16 protein-coding genes are annotated in these 18,276 nt (G+C 63.8%); 11 read left to right on the top strand and 5 right to left on the bottom strand.

The window, feature by feature from the left end; translation table 11 throughout:
- The first annotated feature begins 9 nt into the window (after positions 1-9).
- Positions 10-1,092: a flagellar biosynthesis protein FlhB gene (flhB, locus tag FJ867_RS04955; RefSeq protein WP_140816702.1), complete on the top strand. Its 1,083-nt coding sequence runs from the start codon at positions 10-12 to the stop codon at positions 1,090-1,092.
- Positions 1,089-1,523 (top strand): hypothetical protein, encoded by a 435-nt coding sequence (locus FJ867_RS04950; RefSeq protein WP_140496202.1) that lies wholly within the window; start codon positions 1,089-1,091, stop codon positions 1,521-1,523. Before flhB ends, FJ867_RS04950 begins: the two co-directional genes overlap by 4 nt.
- On the opposite strand, the gene FJ867_RS04945 is transcribed toward FJ867_RS04950, so the two are convergent.
- The 4 genes from FJ867_RS04945 to FJ867_RS04930 all read right to left on the bottom strand — a co-directional run bounded on the left by FJ867_RS04945 (position 1,524) and on the right by FJ867_RS04930 (position 5,185).
- Complete coding sequence (locus tag FJ867_RS04945; RefSeq protein WP_140513628.1) at positions 1,524-2,294, bottom strand: helix-turn-helix transcriptional regulator; 771 nt, start codon at positions 2,292-2,294, stop codon at positions 1,524-1,526.
- Entirely contained in the window at positions 2,291-3,001 is a 711-nt protein-coding gene (locus tag FJ867_RS04940; RefSeq protein WP_140496200.1) for a helix-turn-helix transcriptional regulator, read from the bottom strand. Before FJ867_RS04940 ends, FJ867_RS04945 begins: the two co-directional genes overlap by 4 nt.
- Before the next feature lie 476 nt (positions 3,002-3,477).
- Positions 3,478-4,509 carry a histone deacetylase family protein gene (locus FJ867_RS04935; protein ID WP_140566261.1) on the bottom strand — a complete coding sequence of 344 codons (1,032 nt, stop codon included), beginning with the start codon at positions 4,507-4,509 and terminating at the stop codon, positions 3,478-3,480.
- A 22-nt stretch (positions 4,510-4,531) separates the two neighbouring features.
- Positions 4,532-5,185 carry a TetR/AcrR family transcriptional regulator gene (locus tag FJ867_RS04930; protein ID WP_140560339.1) on the bottom strand — a complete coding sequence of 218 codons (654 nt, stop codon included), beginning with the start codon at positions 5,183-5,185 and terminating at the stop codon, positions 4,532-4,534.
- A 246-nt stretch (positions 5,186-5,431) separates the two neighbouring features.
- Here FJ867_RS04930 and FJ867_RS04925 point away from each other — a divergent pair, with 246 nt between their 5' ends.
- The 8 genes from FJ867_RS04925 to FJ867_RS04890 all read left to right on the top strand — a co-directional run bounded on the left by FJ867_RS04925 (position 5,432) and on the right by FJ867_RS04890 (position 16,046).
- A complete protein-coding gene (locus FJ867_RS04925) occupies positions 5,432-7,111 on the top strand; it encodes an amidohydrolase (protein WP_140816700.1) in 1,680 nt (559 codons plus the stop codon).
- A gap of 153 nt (positions 7,112-7,264) precedes the next feature.
- Positions 7,265-8,359 (top strand): ABC transporter ATP-binding protein, encoded by a 1,095-nt coding sequence (locus FJ867_RS04920; RefSeq protein ID WP_140816698.1) that lies wholly within the window; start codon positions 7,265-7,267, stop codon positions 8,357-8,359.
- The gene (locus tag FJ867_RS04915) at positions 8,359-9,279 is read left to right on the top strand and encodes an ABC transporter permease (RefSeq protein ID WP_140522306.1); all 921 of its coding nucleotides are present in this window, start codon (positions 8,359-8,361) and stop codon (positions 9,277-9,279) included. Before FJ867_RS04920 ends, FJ867_RS04915 begins: the two co-directional genes overlap by 1 nt.
- A complete protein-coding gene (locus tag FJ867_RS04910) occupies positions 9,272-10,072 on the top strand; it encodes an ABC transporter permease (RefSeq protein WP_140496194.1) in 801 nt (266 codons plus the stop codon). Before FJ867_RS04915 ends, FJ867_RS04910 begins: the two co-directional genes overlap by 8 nt.
- A 23-nt stretch (positions 10,073-10,095) precedes the next feature.
- Positions 10,096-11,130, top strand: a complete 1,035-nt coding sequence (locus FJ867_RS04905; protein WP_140496193.1) for an extracellular solute-binding protein — start codon at positions 10,096-10,098, stop codon at positions 11,128-11,130.
- A gap of 64 nt (positions 11,131-11,194) precedes the next feature.
- Positions 11,195-12,391, top strand: a complete 1,197-nt coding sequence (locus tag FJ867_RS04900; RefSeq protein WP_140816696.1) for a serine hydrolase — start codon at positions 11,195-11,197, stop codon at positions 12,389-12,391.
- Positions 12,392-12,424: 33 nt separating this feature from the next.
- The gene (locus tag FJ867_RS04895; RefSeq protein ID WP_140816694.1) at positions 12,425-13,603 is read left to right on the top strand and encodes a serine hydrolase; all 1,179 of its coding nucleotides are present in this window, start codon (positions 12,425-12,427) and stop codon (positions 13,601-13,603) included.
- 121 nt (positions 13,604-13,724) lie between these two features.
- Positions 13,725-16,046 carry a Tex family protein gene (locus FJ867_RS04890; RefSeq protein ID WP_140816953.1) on the top strand — a complete coding sequence of 774 codons (2,322 nt, stop codon included), beginning with the start codon at positions 13,725-13,727 and terminating at the stop codon, positions 16,044-16,046.
- Here FJ867_RS04890 and FJ867_RS04885 read toward each other — a convergent pair whose 3' ends face one another.
- Entirely contained in the window at positions 16,047-16,958 is a 912-nt protein-coding gene (locus FJ867_RS04885; protein ID WP_140496190.1) for a LysR family transcriptional regulator, read from the bottom strand.
- Positions 16,959-17,062: 104 nt separating this feature from the next.
- Between FJ867_RS04885 and FJ867_RS04880 the strand changes: the two genes are divergently transcribed.
- Positions 17,063-18,259 (top strand): acyl-CoA dehydrogenase, encoded by a 1,197-nt coding sequence (locus FJ867_RS04880; RefSeq protein ID WP_140496189.1) that lies wholly within the window; start codon positions 17,063-17,065, stop codon positions 18,257-18,259.
- Positions 18,260-18,276 lie beyond the last annotated feature (17 nt).

The raw sequence follows: 18,276 nt of genomic DNA, 5'->3' as shown, positions 1-18,276 counted from the left end.
GGCCGGATCATGGCAGAGGCGGTCGACAAGGATTCCAAAACCGAAGAAGCGACGGAAAAGAAGATCCGCGACACCATCGAACAGGGCAAGCTGCCCCATTCGAGGGAGACCGCGCTCCTGGCCTCCTTCGTCGCCATACTGGTGTTCACCGTCTTCTACGCCAAGGATGCCATTGTCGATCTCGGCATGTTCCTGTCGATGTTCCTGGAGAAGCCGGAAGCCTGGCCGATGGACACCGAGACCGACGTCATCGCGCTCTACAAGATCGTCATGCTGGAGGTGGGCCGTGCCATCCTCAGCCTGCTGGTGCTCCTGACCATCGCCGGCATCGGCGCCTCGGTGTTCCAGAACATGCCGCAGTTCGTCGGCGAACGCATCAGGCCGCAGCTGTCGCGCATCTCGATCGTCAAGGGCTGGAACAGGCTGTTCGGGGTGCAGGGCTGGGTCGAGTTCCTGAAGGCGCTCGGCAAGGTGGGCTTCGCCATCGTCGTGCTCGCCTTCACGCTGTCCGAGGATCACCGCAAGCTGCTCGGCGGCATGATCACCAATCCCGTCGCCTTCGGCCTCGTCATCCGCGGCATCGCGGTCGACATACTGGTGGCGATCGTCTTCGTCATGGGCCTGATCGCGGCGATCGACATCGTCTGGTCGCGCTTCCACTGGAAGCAGGACCTGCGCATGAGCAAGCAGGAGGTCAAGGACGAGTTCAAGCAGTCCGAGGGTGACCCGATCGTTAAGTCGCGGCTGCGCTCGCTGGCGCGCGACCGCGCTCGCAAGCGGATGATGACGGCGGTGCCGCGCGCGACGTTGATCATCGCCAACCCGACGCACTTCTCGATCGCGCTTAAATATGTGCGCGACGAGGATTCGGCACCGCTGGTGCTGGCCAAGGGGCAGGATCTGGTGGCGCTCAAGATCCGCGAAATCGCGCGCGAGCACAACATCCCGATCTTCGAGGACGTGGCGCTCGCCCGCTCCATGTACAAGCAAGTTTCGGTCGATAGTGTGATCCCGTCGCAATTCTACCAGGCCGTCGCCGAACTGGTGCGGATCGTCTACTCGAAAAAGGCTGAGCGCAGACAGATTTCATGAACCGCCAACCGCACGCCAACTCCCGCGAGATCATCGTCGCCAGCGCCATCGAGCAAGTCGTGGCGGAGCTCAGGCTGATCGATGTCGCCGATTATATCGCCTTCATCCGGCTGGAGCATTTCGCCTGCCTGTCGGACCTGGTCGATTCCGCGGCGGAGCTGTTCTTCAAGCCGGGCACGCTGAGGCTCGGCCATGGCGGCGAGGCGCATGTCGACTGGAGCGGCAGCCCGCGCATCGTGCTCGATCTCGAGCTTCGGCCGCCCGGCGTCACCGTCTATTTCCAGCTGACGCTGAGCGAAAAAGGCGCCTCGGTCGCGGTCAACTACGTGTCGTTCGAAAAGCCCGGCGAGGACCCCGAGCACAACACCGCCCTGCTTGAGGCGGTGGTCGAACAGGCGCGTATCCGCAAGGTCGAGCCGCTGGCGTTCTAACTATTCGATCAGGCCGAGCCGCAGCGCCTTGGCGACCGCCTGGTTGCGGTTGACGGCGTTGAGCTTCTGGGTCGACTGGGTGAGATACTGGTTGGCGGTATGCACCGACAGTTTCAGCAGCCGCGCTATCTCCTCGCTGGTATTGCCGTTGGCGGTCAGCTTCAGGCATTCGAGCTCGCGCTTGGAGATCGCGCGCGTCTTGCCGACATCGCCCGGCCGCATGCGGGCGACAGCGGCGAACAGCGAAAAGCAACGGGCGTGGATTTCATAGAGCGCGTCCTGCGGCAGGGCGATCTCCGAGCCGAGGAAGACGACGAGGCCGCATTGGCCGCGATCGGCGTGGACGGGAAAGGCGATGCCGCTGCTGCCGGGCGCCAGCGGCGCCATCTGCTCGGTCCAAGCAAGGCCGCCGAACATCTCGCTCATGGCCGCCACACCGTCATCCGTCCACCAGCGCGGTTCGGTCGAGATCCTGCTATGGCGCACGATCTCCTCGCCATTGGCGCCCGAGATGAACTTGGTCGCCACCGATATGCCGGGATAGTCGGAATCGAAGCACGGCACCAGCCGCGCCCGCTCGAGCGACGGGCTGACGAAGAACAGGCCGAAGGCCGAGGCATTGATGTCGACGGCGATCCACCGGCAGCGCCGCACAGCATCGGGAATGGTCACGGCGTGATGCGTTTCGGAGCCGAGCGAGAAGGCACCGAACGGATTGCGCTGGTCGTTAAAAAGGGCCTCGGCGGCCTGCTTGACGTCGGCCTGTTTCAAATGATGCCGCTCCTGATCGCCGTGGCGATGGCCATCGCGCGGTTGCTGGCCGCGAATTTCTGGATGGCGTGGGTGATGTAGCTGTTGACGGTGTTGGAGGACACGCCAAGGATGACGGCAACCTCGTCCGTGGTCTTGCCTTCCGAGACCCAGAACAGGCATTCGCGCTCGCGGTCCGACAGCGGATCCTGCATGGCGGCGGCGGCGATCAGTTGCGGAATATGCGAGAGCGCGTAGCAGCACTTCAACTGCGCCTTCATCAGCGCCGGTTGGTCGATCCGACCGGCGGCTGCCGCCGAGAACAGCGCGAACAGGCGTTGGCGGCCGACATTCAGCCTGAGCGAATAGATCTCGGCATGGCCGAGCACGTCGAGCAGACGTGCCTCTTCGCCGGAGACCAGCCCCTCGGCCTGTGGTGCCTGCGCCGACACCAGCGGCCTTGGACGCATGCCCGGCGCGACGGTGAGCGCGCCCTGGGCAAGGCCAGCGATTAGCCGCTTGCCGATCAGTTCGATGGCGTCGAAAATCCAGTTGGACGAGACGATGCGCGCGTCGTTGCGGTCCTGATCGTGGACGATGGCGACCAGCATATAGCTGTCGGCACCGATCTCGGCGGTCAACTCCATGAAAAAGCTGGTGAGATCGCCGCGCGACGTCAGGCGCGAGCCCAATGTGTCGGATTGAAGAAGCGCGGCGGGACTGCTCATTTGCTGTTTTTGGCCGGAATCGATGCTGATGTCCGGATGCTGGAGAGCCAGCCGCCGAACCGGAAAACGCGTTACATTTACGAGACACACACAAGCGCGGGGTCGCGCCCGATCAGACGGAATCCATTCAGGGAACGCGAAGCCGTCCGCGTCTGGCGCCGGAATATTCCGGCACGTGAGACTTTGGGTGGTCGCCGTGCCCCCCGAGGACCGGCTGATTCGGGTCTAATCTACCCGTAGATGAATCTGACATCAAACGCGATTTGACAAAATCGAATCGAGTGGACTCAAGCCGCGACTCAGGAGCCGATTTTCGCGCGTTTCGGTGCGTGGAAATACCCGAGCCATGCAAGCCGGTCATCTCGGCCGGGCTGTTTCGGTCGCGCCCACCAAGGGGCTAGAGGATGTCAAAGAGCGGCTGACGCCGCCCTTTTTCGTGGTTTCCCTGAGAGCTGCCGCGCTTCGGGCAGCCGGTGTCACCGGCCCTCGAAGCCGGTCAGCACGCCGACGGCATTGATGCCGATTTCCTCGACGGCGTAGCCGCCTTCCATGACGAACAGCGTCGGCAGGCCGAGCCTGGCGATGCGGCGGCCGATCATGGGATAGTCCGACGACTTCAGCTTGAACTGGCTGATAGGATCCTTCTCGAACGTGTCGACGCCGAGCGAGACGATGACGACGTCTGGCGCGTAGGCGGCGAGCCTGGCGCAGGCGTCTTCCAGCGAGGCGCTCCAGGCGTCCCAGCCGGTGCCGAACGGCATGGGATAGTTGATGTTGAAACCTTCGCCCGCGCCGGCGCCACGCTCGTCGGCATGGCCGAGGAAGAACGGATATTCGACCATCGGGTCGCCGTGCAAATTGAGGACCTGCACGTCGGCGCGGTCGTAGAAGATCTCCTGTGTGCCGTTGCCGTGATGATAGTCGACATCGAGGATCGAGATGCGGCTGGCCCCCTGGTCGCGGAACCACTGCGCGGCAACGGCCGCGTTGTTGATGTAGCAATAGCCGCCCATGAAGCCGGCTCCGGCATGGTGGCCGGGCGGACGGCAGAGCGCGAAGGCGGAGGCTTCGCCGGCCTTGACCAGGCCCGCGGCGGTCAGCGCGACGTCGTAGGAGGACTTGATCGCATCCCATGTTCCTTCGACGAAGGTGGCGCCGCCGTCGAAGGAATAATAGCCGAGCAGGGCGTCGACGCGCTTGGGCGGCACGTCGCCGCGCAGGCCGCGTGTCGGCCAGGTGAAGGGCATGGCTGTGCCTGTGTGGCCCTCGGCGATCCATTGCGGCCAGACCGTCGGCAGGAAATCGACGTAGTCGGCCCTGTGGATGCGCTTGGCGGCGGCAAGATCATGCTCGGCCGGCGCGATGATCGCTCCGAGTTTCTCGCTCTCGATCCGCGCCTTGATGAACTCGGCGCGCGAGGGTTTTTCGAAACCCGGCACGATCGCCGATGTGACCAGTTCCATCTGGCCGGCGTGGCCGGCGTGAAGCGGCGAATAGACAGTCTTCATGAAATTCCTCTCGAATGCGAAATCAGTCAAGGTTGAGATAGGGGGTCACCAGAGCGAGCCACATGGTTTCGACATCGTCCTCGATGAGGTCGTATGTCCGGCGATCCCTTTTCAGGCCGACAAGACGGCAGGCGTGCCCGACCTCCATCATCAGCAGGCCGAGCCGGCTGGCGACCTTGTCTTCGAGAGCCGGGTTCACGTGCCGCAGCCATGCCGCATAGAGGGCGATGATCTGGTCGTCATATTCGTTCTGGATCGGCCTCAGGTCGGCGTTGCCTGAAATCGCTTCGATCACCGGCATCAGGCTGGCATTGTCGAGATAAAGCCTGGAGGTGTCCGTGAAAAGCCTGCGTACCTCCCGCCGAAACTCCTCCCGGTTGGTGGGCGGGTCGACCCTGATGCGCCTCGCGATCACTTCGGGAAAGGATGACAGCCAGCGCCGGGCGAGGTCCAGGAGAATGGCTTCCTTGTTGGGGAAGTACTGGTAGACCGAACCAACCGACAGGCCCGCGCGCTGCGCTATGGCGAGCGTGGTCGGCGTCCTTGTGCCTTGCTCGCGGGTCAGGATCAGCGCCGCGTCGAGGATCCGGTCCACCACCTTGCTCGACCGTTGTTGGCGCGGCTGCTTGCGCGGTTCGAGCGCTATCCTGGTTTTGCGATCGAGACTGCGCTTCACGGCTTGACGTCCTCGTTCCCCGCCCAGTCCCAACATCGGCGCAGAGTGTTGTCCACAATACATTGCAAATTCCGCATGTTGACAAACGCGAATGATTAGTCGCATTCTTTTATCCACGCTGCCTTGGGGATAACAAGGGGAATTTCGAAGACAGCGCGCCGGCATCATCTTTCCCCATCGCCCCTCCTGCGGAGCGGCAGCTCGTGGGCAGTGGTTGTCGGTCTCAGTCAAAAGCGCGGAGTCGCGATGTCGGTCACGGGTGCGGGTCACAAGGCGGATCTGATCGTCATCAATGGTCGTGTGTTGACCATGGACGATGACAATCCGACCGCCGAAGCCGTTGCCGTCAAGGATGGCGCCATCGTCGCTCTCGGCAGCCACGCCTCCATCGAAGAGTTCAAGGGGCCGGCCACCAGGGTCATCGACGCCAGGGGCGGTTCGGTGATCCCGGGTTTCATCGAAGCCCACATGCATCTGTTTTCAGGCGCGGCCGAGCTTGCCCATCTCCAGTTGTCGGGCGTCCACGGTTTCGAGGCGCTGCAAAAGGCGATCCGCGACTACGCGTCGACGCACCCCGATGCCAAGATGCTGGTCGGACAGGGCGTCGACTACACCGTGCTCGGCGACGAGCGGGTGACGCGGCACCATCTCGACGCGATCCTGCCGGACCGGCCCTTCGTCATGGCCGCGCCCGATCACCATACGATGTGGGCCAACACCAACGCGCTGGACTTGGCTGGCATCCTGAATGGGCGCACGCTTGGCCCCGGCAACGAAATCGTCATGGGCGACGATGGCCTGGCCAATGGCGAATTGCGCGAGGGCGAGGCTTTCGGCCCGGTGCTCGATCTTGCCGGGGAGGGCCGGGTGCGGCTCGGGCTGGCGACGGGCGGCGAGCCAAACCCGATGCCATCGGCGGAAGAACGCGCCGCCGACCGCGACATCATGCGGCGAGGCCTCGCCTGGTGCGCGCGCCACGGCATCACCTCGATCCAGAACATGGACGGCAATCTCTACCAGCTCGAACTGCTGGCCGAGATCGAGGCCGAGGAGGGGCTGCCCTGCCGGGTGCAGATACCCTTCCATTACAAGAATTTCATGACGCTCGACATGCTCGACAAGGCGTCGGCGATGGCCGAGCGCTACAATGGCGAGTGGCTGTCGTCGGGCATGGTCAAGGTGTTCTACGACGGCGTGCTCGATTCCTGGACGGCCGTCATGATCGAGCCCTATGCCGACCGTCCCGACTGGGTGGGCGAACCCCTGTTCACGCCCCAGCAATTCATCGATCTCGCCGTCGCCGTCGACAGGCGCGGCCTGCAGATCGCCGTGCATTCGATCGGCGACGGCGCGGTGCGCGCCGTGCTCGACGGCTACGAGGCGGCGCAAAAGGCCAATGGCAAGCGCGACAGCCGGCATCGTGTCGAACATATAGAGGTCATCGCCGCATCTGATGTGCCGCGTTTCGCCGAACTCGGCGTCATCGCCTCCATGCAGCCGCCGCATCCGCCCGGCGCCATGGATTTTCCGCTGGAGCCGACCGTCTCGCGCATCGGGCCGGCGCGCTGGCCGCTGAGCTATGCCTGGCGCACCCTGAAGAATGCCGGCGCGCATGTCGTGTTCGCGTCGGACTGGCCGGTGTCGCCGATCGATCCGATCCTGGGCATCCAGGCGGCAGTAATGCGCAAACCATGGGCATCAAGCGATCCGGACCAGAGCTTCTCGCTGCGTGAATCGCTTGCCGCCTACACGGTCGAGGGCGCCTATGCCGAATTCGCCGAGCACCGCAAGGGCACGCTGAAGCCAGGCTATATGGCCGATCTGGTGGTTTTGTCGGCCGACATCGAAAAAACGGCACCGGCCGACCTGCACAAGGTGCGCCCGGTAACGACGATCTGCGGCGGCAAAGTCACCTACCAGGCCTGACATGGCATGCGGCCTGCCTGCTGAAATGGCGGACTGAAATGACCGACTGAACTGTGATTCAATGCCGGACTTGCCAACCCACCGGCCGTGTGGTCACATCCAACAGGGGAAAAGCTCCGCCAGCAAGAGCGGGGTCAACAGTGAGGCGTAATCGTGCCGGACAAACCGGATCGGAATGCGATTGAAGTAGTAAACGTCAGCAAAATTTTCGGATCGGGTGAGGGGCAGGTCGCTGCCCTCGACACAGTCTCGGTATCCATCCGCGAAAACGAATTCTTCACACTGCTGGGACCATCCGGCTGCGGCAAGACCACCTTGCTGCGGCTGATCGCCGGCTTCGACTTTCCAACCGCCGGCGAAATCCTGCTTTACGGCCAGGACATCGCGCCATTGCCGCCCTTCAAGCGGCCGGTCAACACCGTCTTCCAGTCCTATGCGCTGTTCCCTCACATGACGGTGGCAGACAATATCGGCTTCGGCCTGGAGATGCTGGGCAAGCCCAAGGCGCAGATCAAGGCGCGCGTTACCGAGATGCTGAAGCTGGTCAAGATGGAGGCGCTGGCGGGCCGGCGCACCGGCCAGATTTCCGGCGGCCAGCAGCAGCGCGTGGCGCTGGCCCGGGCGCTCGCGCCGCAACCGAAGGTGCTGCTGCTCGACGAGCCGCTCTCCGCCCTCGACTACAAGCTGCGCAAGGAGATGCAGATCGAGTTGAAGCGGCTGCAGCACGAGACCGGCATAACCTTCATCTTCGTCACCCATGACCAGGAAGAGGCGCTGACGATGTCGGACCGCATCGCGGTGATGTCGTCGGGCAAGATCCTGCAAGTCGGCTCGCCGTGGGATATCTACGACAAGCCTGCCGAACGCTTCGTCGCCGACTTCATCGGCGAGACCAATTTTCTCACCGCGGCCATATCAGGCACCGGCAACGGCAAGGCGCGCGCGACGCTCAAATCCGGCACAACCATCGAGGCGACCGTTGCCGAAGGCTTCCAGCCGAAGGACAACGCCACCGTGGTGGTGAGGCCGGAGCATGCCAAGCTGACCAGGAGCAAGGGCGACCTGGCGGGCACGGTCGACAACATCGTCTATTTCGGCACCGACACGCATATCCATGTCCAGCTCGACAGCGGCGAAGCCTTCACCGTGCGCCAGCAGAACACGCGCAGCGCCGGCTGCGGTTTCGAGCGCGGCGACAAGGTCGGCATCCTGATCGGCAACGACGCCGCGCAAGTGCTGAGGGACTGATGGCCACCGCCGAAGAAGTCGCCAAGGCAGCGGAGCGGCGCGACGTCCGCGCCCGCTGGTTGCTGTCAGCGCCGGCGCTGCTGGTCATTCTGCTCGCCGCGACCGGCCCGTTGCTAATCGTGCTCGTCTATTCGTTCCTGACGCCCGGCGCCTATGGCGACGTGAAGTGGCAATTTTCGCCGGAAGCCTGGGTGTCGGTGTTCATGGAACGCGACATTTTCGACGACACGCTGTCGCTGGCGGCCGCCCACGTCACCATCTTCCTGCGCTCGATCAAGCTCGCGGTGGTGACGACGCTGGCGACTTTGGCGCTCGGCTTCCCGACCGCCTATTTCATGGCGACGCGCAGTGAAAAGACCAGGGATCTCTGGCTGTTCCTGATCACCATCCCGTTCTGGACCAACCTTCTGATCCGCACTTTCGCTGTTCTGCAGATCATCCGCAACGAAGGCATCGTCAATACCATCCTTCTGAAGCTCGGCATCGTCTCGGCGCCGGTGCAGATCCTCTACACCGACACGGCGATCCTGATCGGCATGGCCTATGTCTACCTGCCGCTGATGGTGCTGCCGATCTATGCCAGCATGGAAAAACTCGATTTCCGGCTGGTCGAGGCCGGCTACGATCTCTACGCGACACGCTTCAAGGTGCTGCGCAAGATCATTTTCCCGCTGGTCAAACCCGGCGTCATCGCCGGCTCCATCCTGGTCTTCATTCCGGCCCTCGGCGCCTATGTGACGCCGAGCGTGCTTGGCGGCGGCAAGAACATGATGCTGTCCAACCTGATCGAATTGCAGTTCGGACAGGGCCGCAACTGGCCGCTTGGCTCGGCGCTGTCGATCACGGTCATGATCATCGTCATGGTGGCGCTGCTGGCCTATGTGCGCAACGCCGGCAAGTCGGGGGTGCGTCATGGCTAGCAATTTCTCCATCAAGCACCAGCCTGGCTTCACCGCCATCGCGGCAACCTGTTTCGTCGTGCTCTATTTGCCGATCATCGTGCTGGTCATCTACGCCTTCAACGCGGCGAGCTCGACCTCGGAATGGGGCGGGTTTTCGCTCAAATGGTTCCAGTCGGCCTGGCAGAACACGCAGGTCATCGATGCGACGATGCGTTCCTTCCAGATCGGCGCCATAGCGGCGGCCCTTGCCACCATCTTCGCCACCATGGCCGCGCTCGCCACCACGCGCACACCGCCCTATCCCGGGCTGACCTTCAAATACGCGGCCATCAACCAGCCGCTGATGGTGCCCGAAATCGTCACCGGCGTGGCGCTGCTGATCTTCTTCTCGCGCATCAAGATCTTCACCGGCTATTCCGGCCTTGGCTACCTGATCGCCGCGCATACGGCGTTCTGCATCCCGTTTGCCTACCTGCCGATCCGGGCGCGGCTGGAGAATATGGACCTGACGCTGGAACGCGCCGCCGCCGACCTCTATGCGACGCCGTGGAAGACCTTCCGCCGCATCACGCTGCCGCTTTTGTGGCCCGGCATCCTCGCCGGCCTGATGCTGGCTTTCGTCATCTCGCTCGATGACGTCGTCATCACCGAATTCGTCAAGTCGGGCGGCCAGGACACGCTGCCCACCTACATGCTCGGCCAGATCCGCCGCGGCATCACACCCGAGATCAACGCGATATCGACCGCCTTCCTGCTGCTTTCGGTCGCGATCGTCACGTTGTTTTTCTTTGTCAGCAGGAAACGAGACTGAAACCGATAATGGGAGTTAAAACGATGAACTGGAAGACAACGGCGTCCGCCATGGGGTTGGCGTTGCTCGCTTCGACGGGCCTTGCCCGCGCCGACGGCGTGCTCAACATCTACAATTGGGGCAATTACACCAGCCCCGACGTGATCAAGAAGTTCGAAGCCAAATACAACGTCAAGGTGACCATCACCGACTACGATTCCAACGATACCGCGCTTGCCAAGGTGCGCCAGGGCGGCACCGGTTTCGACATTGCCGTGCCTTCGCAGACCTATGTACCGATCTGGATCAAGGAAGGCCTCGTTCAGGAAACCGATCCGGGCAAGATGGAGAACTTCAAAAACGTGGCGCCGGAATGGGCCAATCCTGAGTTCGATCCGGGCCGCAAATACACGGTTCCGTGGGCCTGGGGCACGATCGGCGTCGTCGTCAACACCGACGCCTACAAGGGCCCGGCCAACACGTGGGGCATCATCTTCAACACGCCCGACGAGTTGAAGGGTAAGGTCAACGTCGTACCGGAGATGGGCGACGTGATGTTCGCCGCGATCAAATATGTCGGCGGCCAGCAATGCACCAACGACAAGACGGTGCTGAAGAAAGTACGTGACCTGCTGGTGGCGGCGAAGCCGAACTGGATCGCCATGGAATACAACACCATAGAGAAGATGGGCGCCGGCGACTTCAAGGCAACCAGCGACTGGAATGGCTCGGCTTTGCGTCAGCGCCTCGCCAACCCGGCCATCCACTTCAATTATCCGAAGGAAGGCTATGGCCTGTGGAGCGACAACGTCGTCGTCCTGAAAGAGGCCAAGAACGTCGAGAACGCCAAGCTGTTCCAGAACTTCATCATGGATCCGGAAAACGCGGCCGGCCTCTCGGCCTTCCATCGTTACGCCAATGCCATCGCCGGTTCGGACAAATACATGCCGGCCGACATGAAGGACGCGCCGGAAGTCGTCATTCCGGCCGACGCCAAGCCGCTTGGCGAACTGCAGCAGATGTGCGCGCCAGAGACGCAGGAACTTTACACCAAGATCTGGACCGAACTGCAGAAGTAATCGCCGCATGACGGACCCGGCGGCACATGCCGCCGGGTCTTTTCCGTTTCCGGGAATAGCTTTCATGGACTCCTATCGCAACAGCGATCCGCGGCCGCCGATCATGCAGGGCTCGCCGCCCGCCATGGTGCCACCAAGGCTCGACTGGGACAGGCCGCCCTGGAACCGCTGGGCTTTCCAGCACATCAGGGAAATTCTGCCGACCGTCGAAGTCTGGCGCGGCAATGGCCACCGTCACCGCCTCGAACGCGCAGAGGTCGATCTCGACGGGCTGCCGGTCGAGGGCAGCGATGGCAAGGCCTCGACGCTCGCGGGCCTGCTCGACGAGACCTACACGGATGGTTTCCTGGTGCTCAAGGACGGCAAGATAGCCTATGAGCGTTACTTCAACGGCATGGACGAGCGCACGCTGCATCTGTCGCAGTCGATGGCCAAATCGGTCACCGGCTCGGTGTTCGGCATACTGGCCGGGCGCGGGCTGGTCGATCCGACAAAACCGCTTACCGACTACCTGCCGGAGCTGAAGGCAACCGGGTGGGCCGGCGCCAGCGTCCAGCACGTGCTCGACATGACGAGCGGAGTGCGCTTTTCCGAGGAATATACCGATCGCTATTCCGATATCGGCCAGGTCGATGTCGCCACCGGCTGGAAGCCGGTGCCGCCGGGCAGCGACCCGGACTTTCGCTGGCCCGCGCACATGTTCGAGCTGATCCTGGGCTTGAAGGACATTGTTCGGCCACATGGGGCGGCATTCGAGTACCGCTCGGTCGAAACCGATGTGCTCGCGTTCATCCTGGAGCGGGTGACCGGCAAGCGGCTGGCGCAACTGGTCTCGGAAGAACTCTGGCAAAAGCTCGGCGCCGATGAAAGCGCCTGCTTCACCGTCGACAGCGCCGGCTACGCGCTGGCCGATGGCGGCTTCAACGCGACGCTACGCGATTACGCCCGCTTCGGCCAGCTGATCCTCGATAATGGCGGCGGCATCGTGCCGGCCGACTGGATCGAGGCGACGCGCAGCGGCAGCCACGGACCGGGCTTCAGTCCAAGCCTGCCGGAGGGCAGCTACCGCAACCAGTTCTGGATCGAGAATCCCCATTCGCGCGCGCTGATGTGCCGGGGCGTGTTCGGGCAGATGATCCACATCGACTGGAATACGCGGATGGTCGTGGTGAAGCTTTCGACCTGGCCGGATTTCAGCAATGTCGCCTATTCCATGGCCACGCTGAAGGCCGTGCATGCCATCGCCGCCGCGCTGAGCTGAACCCCCACAAGACACGACCTGGAAGGAAATGCCATGACCGGCAAGACCGCGTTCGAGACCCGTTACGGCTTCCGCCGCAACCAGGTGCTGCTCGCCAACTGGCGGGAAAATCCGTTCAACCGATGGTCATTCCAGAACGTCGGCGAGCTGGTTCCGAGCGCGCGTGTCGCCGCCCTGCCGGTCAACGAGGCGCCGGCCGAGGATTTCGGCGGATTGCTCGACGAAAAGATCGCGGTGGCGAGCACGCCGGAAACCGTCGCGGCTTTTCTCAGCCGCTCGCACACGGATGCGCTGACCGTCATGAGAGGCGGCAGGATCGTCGGCGACTGGTTTGCGCCGCATATGGATTTCGGCGCCCGCCACATCATCTTTTCGATCAGCAAGTCGGTGACCGCGATCATGGCCGGCATATTGGAAGGCGAGGGCGTGTTCGATCCGGAAGCGCCGGTGACGGCCTACATGCCGGAAGCCGGCGGTTCGGCCTATGGCGAGGCTACCGTGCGGCATGTGCTCGATATGAGTGTCAGCCTCGATTTCGAAGAAGTCTATCTCGATCCCGAAAGCGCCTTTGCTCGTTACCGTCGGGCCACCTTGTGGAACCCCGGCGGCGGCACGGAAAGCCTGCGTGAATTCCTCCTGACGCTGCAGCGTCTCGCCGAGCCGCATGGCCAGACCTTCCGCTACCGGTCGCCCAATTCCGACCTGCTTGGCCTGCTACTCGAACGGGCGTCCGGCCAGCGCTTCGCCGACCTGATGTGCGAGAAACTGTGGCTGCCGCTGGGCGCCGCCAGCGAAGCTTCGGTGGCGGTCGACATGGAGGGCACGGCGCGCACTGCCGGCGGCATCTCGGTGACGCCGCGCGATCTGGCGCGCGTCGGCGATATGATGCGGCAAGGAGGCACTGCGAATGGCCGCCGCATCGTGCCCGAGGCCTGGGTGCGCGACACCACGGTAACCGGCGGCAGTTCTGAAGCCTGGCAGCGTGGCGCCATGCTGCCGCTGTTTCCCAAGGGCCGCTACCGCAACAAATGGTACCAGACAGGACATGAGAACGGGGCCTATTGCGGCATCGGGATCCATGGCCAGTGGCTCTATGTCGACCCCCGGACGGAAGTGGTGATCGCCAAGATGTCGTCGCAGCCCGAGCCGGTCGACGATCCGCTCGATCTCGAGATCGTCGCATTCTTCGAAGCGCTGAGCCGGATGGTCTGAGCGGCCGCAACATTAGGGCGCGCTTTCCTGTGGACCTCTGTCGCCGGCGAAACCGCGAAGGTTGGCGGGCAGGATATCTGCGCCTATGGTCGCCGCTCTTTTCGAGAAGAGCAGGAACGGCATGGCATCCGACATCAAGCGCATCGCAGCCATTATCGCGACCGAGATTACAGCGCGGCCCGAACAGGCTGCCGCTGCCATCGGGCTGCTCGACGAAGGCGCGACCGTGCCGTTCGTGGCGCGCTACCGCAAAGAGGTGACGGGCGGGCTCGACGACACGCAACTGCGCCTGCTGTCGGAGCGTCTTGCCTATCTGCGCGAGCTCGACGCGCGGCGTGACACCATCCTTGGCTCGATCCGGGAGCAGGGCAAGCTGACCGACGAGCTTGAAACCAAGCTCGCCGCCGCCGTCACCAAGGCCGAGCTGGAGGACATCTACCTGCCCTACAAGCCCAAGCGCCGCACCAGGGCGGAGATCGCCCGGGAGCGTGGGCTGGGACCCCTGGCGGAAGCCATCCTGGCCGACCGTTCGCTGGTGCCGGCGGAACTCGCACTGGCCTATCTGACCGAGGACGTGGCCGACGCCAAGGCGGCACTTGAGGGCGCGCGCGACATAGTGTCGGAGCAGTTCGCCGAGAATGCCGACCTGGTCGGCAAGCTGCGAAGCTACATGAAGGAACGCGCCTTCATGCGCGCCAGGGTGGTCGACGGCAAGCAGCAGGCGGGTGCGAAATTCTCCGATTATTTCGACCATGTCGAGCGCTGGGCCACCGTGCCGAGTCACCGCGCGCTGGCGATGCTGCGCGGCCGCAACGAGGAGGTGCTGTCGCTCGACATCGAGGTCGATGCCGACGACTCTTCACCGGTGAAGCCGGTAGAGCGGATGATCGCCAATGCCTACGCCATCGGCGGCAGCCTGCCGGGCGATCGCTGGCTGATGGAGGTCGCAGGCTGGACCTGGCGCATAAAACTATCCCTGCACCTGACGCTCGATCTGATGCGCGACCTGCGCGAACGGGCCGAGGAAGAGGCGATCCACGTCTTCGCCCGCAATTTGAAGGATCTGCTGCTCGCCGCCCCCGCCGGATCGCGGCCGACGATGGGGCTCGACCCTGGCATCCGCACCGGCGTCAAGGTCGCGGTGGTCGACGGCACCGGCAAGCTGGTGGCGACGACAACGGTCTATCCGTTCCCGCCCAGGAACGATGTGCGTGGCACGCAGGCGGAGCTCGCCAAGCTCGTTCGCCTGCACAAGGTCGAGCTGATCTCGATCGGCAATGGCACCGGCAGCCGCGAAACCGAGAAGCTGGTGGCCGACATGCTGTCCGACATGCCTTCCGACGGCGGGCCGAAGCCGCTCAAGGTGATCGTCAGCGAGGCCGGCGCTTCGGTCTATTCGGCTTCGGCGACGGCGGCGGCGGAATTCCCCGGTCTCGACGTATCATTGCGCGGTGCGGTGTCGATCGCGCGCCGCTTGCAGGATCCGCTGGCCGAACTGGTCAAGATCGAGCCGAAATCGATCGGCGTCGGCCAGTATCAGCACGATGTCGACCAGTACCGGCTTGGCCGCTCGCTGGAGGCGGTGGTCGAGGACGCCGTCAACGCGGTTGGCGTCGATCTCAACACCGCCTCGGCGCCGCTTCTGGCCCGCGTGTCAGGCCTCGGCGCGTCGCTGGCCGACGCCATCGTCGCGCACCGCGATGCCACCGGCCCGTTCGCCAGCCGCAAGGACCTGCTCAAGGTTTCCCGCCTCGGGCCGCGCGCGTTCGAGCAATGCGCCGGCTTCCTGCGCATCCCGAACGGCTCCGAGCCGCTCGACGCCTCGGCCGTGCATCCGGAAGCCTACGGCGTGGCCAAAAAGATCGTCGCCGCCTGCGGACGCGATGTGCGTTCGCTGATGGGCGACAGTGCGGCGCTGAAGGCGCTCGATCCGCGCGTTTTCGTGGACGAGCGGTTCGGCCTGCCGACGGTGCGCGACATTTTGGCTGAGCTGGAAAAGCCCGGCCGCGATCCGCGCCCCGGCTTCAAGACGGCAACCTTCGCCGATGGCATCGATGACATCAAGGATCTGAAGCCCGGCATGCTGCTGGAAGGCACCGTCACCAATGTCGCCGCCTTCGGCGCCTTCGTCGACATCGGCGTCCACCAGGACGGGCTGGTGCACGTTTCGCAACTGGCCGACCGTTTCATCAAGGACGCGCATGAGGTGGTCAAGGCCGGCGACGTGGTCAAGGTGCGGGTCGTCGACGTCGACATCAAGCGCAAGCGGATCGCGCTTTCCATGCGCAGGGATGGTGGCGAGGGCGGCGCATCGCGCGGCCCGCGCGACAATGGCGGCGGCAGGCCGGCGCCACGCTCGCCAGCGCCGCAGCGCCAGCCGGAGCGACCGGCGCAGCAAGGTGCGTTCGGCGCGGCGTTGGCGGATGCGCTGAAACGGAAGTAGCTACCACGCCAGAACAGCCGGGTCCTTTTCAACCTGGCTCGTCAGCCAATCTCGAAAACTCGCGACCGGCGGATGGCCGCGCTTGTCGTGCGGGACGACTAGATAATAGGCGCTGCGGCTGTGCATAGGCTGGCCGGGCGCGGGCACTAGCTGGCCGCGCTGCAACTCGCCTGAGATGAGGATTTGCGGCAGCAGAGCCACGCCCAGACCCGCCATGCAGGCCTGGGCGGCGGTGCCGAACTGTTCGAACTGCATACCCGGTCCGGTCGGCGCGCTCAGGCCCTGATGCTCAAACCATTCTGTCCAGGCGCCAGGCCGCGTCGCCATGTGCAGCAGCGGCAGACGGCCGATGTCGGCCGGCGTGGCGATGGAGCGCTCGGCGAGAAATTCGGGCGACACCACCGGGGCCACCACCTCCCGCACCAGCAGCGTCGAGTCTGCCTCGGGCCAGTCCGGCAGGCCATAATGGATGGCGGCGTCCAGCCGCTCTCTGGCGAAGTCGAAGCGGCCGACGCGGGTGACGAAGTTGATGGTGATGTCGGGATTGTTGTCGACGAAGTCTGGGATCATCGGCATCAGCCAGCGCGTGCCGAAGGTCGGCAGGATTGCGAGGTTCAGGATGCCGCTATGCCGATTACTCATCAATCCAAGCGCTGCGTCGCGCAATTGGCCAAGTGCCGAACGGACCACTTCGGCGTAGGTTTCGCCCGCCGCCGACAGCCGGACATTGCGGCTGTCGCGCTCGAACAGCCGGCGGCCAAACTGGTCCTCGATCAGCCTGATCTGCCGACTGACGGCGCCCTGGGTTAAATCCAGCTCCTGGGCTGCAGCGGTGAAACTGCCAAGCCGGGCCACCGCTTCGAAGGCGGCAAGCGCGTTGATGTTAGGCAAAAGACGACGTTGGACGCTCATGATCTATTCCTAACGCTCATTGATCGGTGAAGCAATTTCGTTTGATTTTTTCAGGCCGTGGGCCGATAAGCCGGGCTTCACCCGTTTTTAAGGATCGAGACGCCATGGCTGCCGACAAGAATGCATTCGTCTGGGAAGACCCGTTCCTGATCGAGGACCAGCTTTCGGAAGACGAGCGCATGGTGCGGGACGGGGCGGCGGCCTTCGCCGCCGACAAGCTCGCGCCGCGCATCGAGGAGGCCTATCTCAACGAAACCTTCGACACGGCGATTTTTCGCGAGATGGGCGAGGCCGGCCTGCTCGGCATCAACATTCCGGAAGAATTCGGCGGCCTCGGCGCCAACTATGTCACCTACGGCCTGGTCGCCCGCGAAGTGGAGCGCGTCGATTCCGGCTATCGTTCGATGATGTCGGTGCAGTCGTCGCTGGTGATGTATCCCATTTATGCCTATGGCTCGGACGAACAGCGCAGGAAGTATCTACCCAAGCTCGCCAGCGGCGAGTGGATAGGCTGTTTCGGCCTGACCGAACCGGATGCCGGCTCCGACCCCGGCGGCATGAAGACGCGCGCCGAGAAGACCGCCAATGGTTACAAGCTTACCGGCTCCAAGATGTGGATCTCCAATGCGCCCGTCGCCGACGTGTTCGTCGTCTGGGCGAAGCTGAAGGGCGAGAACGGCAAGGATGAGATCCGTGGCTTCGTCCTGGAAAAGGGCATGAAGGGGCTTTCGGCGCCGAAGATCGGCGGCAAGCTGTCGCTGCGGGCGTCGATCACCGGCGAGGTGGTTATGGAAGGCGTCGAGGTCGGCGAGGATGCTCTGCTGCCCAACGTGTCGGGGCTGAAGGGGCCGTTCGGCTGCCTCAACCGGGCTCGCTACGGCATTTCCTGGGGCTCGATGGGCGCGGCCGAAGATTGCTGGCATCGCGCGCGCCAGTATGGCCTCGACCGCAAGCAGTTCGGCAAGCCGCTGGCCAGCACGCAGCTCTACCAGAAGAAGCTCGCCGACATGCAGACCGAGATCGCGCTCGGGCTGCAGGCCTCGTTGCGCGTCGGGCGGCTGCTCGACGAAGGCAAGATGGCGCCGGAGATGATCTCGATCGTCAAGCGCAACAATTGCGGCAAGGCGCTCGACATCGCCCGCCAGGCGCGCGACATGCATGGCGGCAACGGCATCCAGATCGGCTATCACGTGATGCGCCATGCGCAGAATCTGGAGACGGTCAACACCTATGAGGGCACGCATGACGTGCACGCGCTGATCCTGGGACGGGCGCAGACGGGGATCCAAGCGTTTTTCTGAGGTTCGGTAGCCGTTTA

Origin of the sequence: Mesorhizobium sp. B2-5-3, from assembly GCF_006441005.1 — a bacterium.
Taxonomy (GTDB): Bacteria; Pseudomonadota; Alphaproteobacteria; order Rhizobiales; family Rhizobiaceae; genus Mesorhizobium.
Note: the sequence above shows the minus strand (reverse complement) of the source record. Positions and strands in the feature narration are given on the sequence as shown.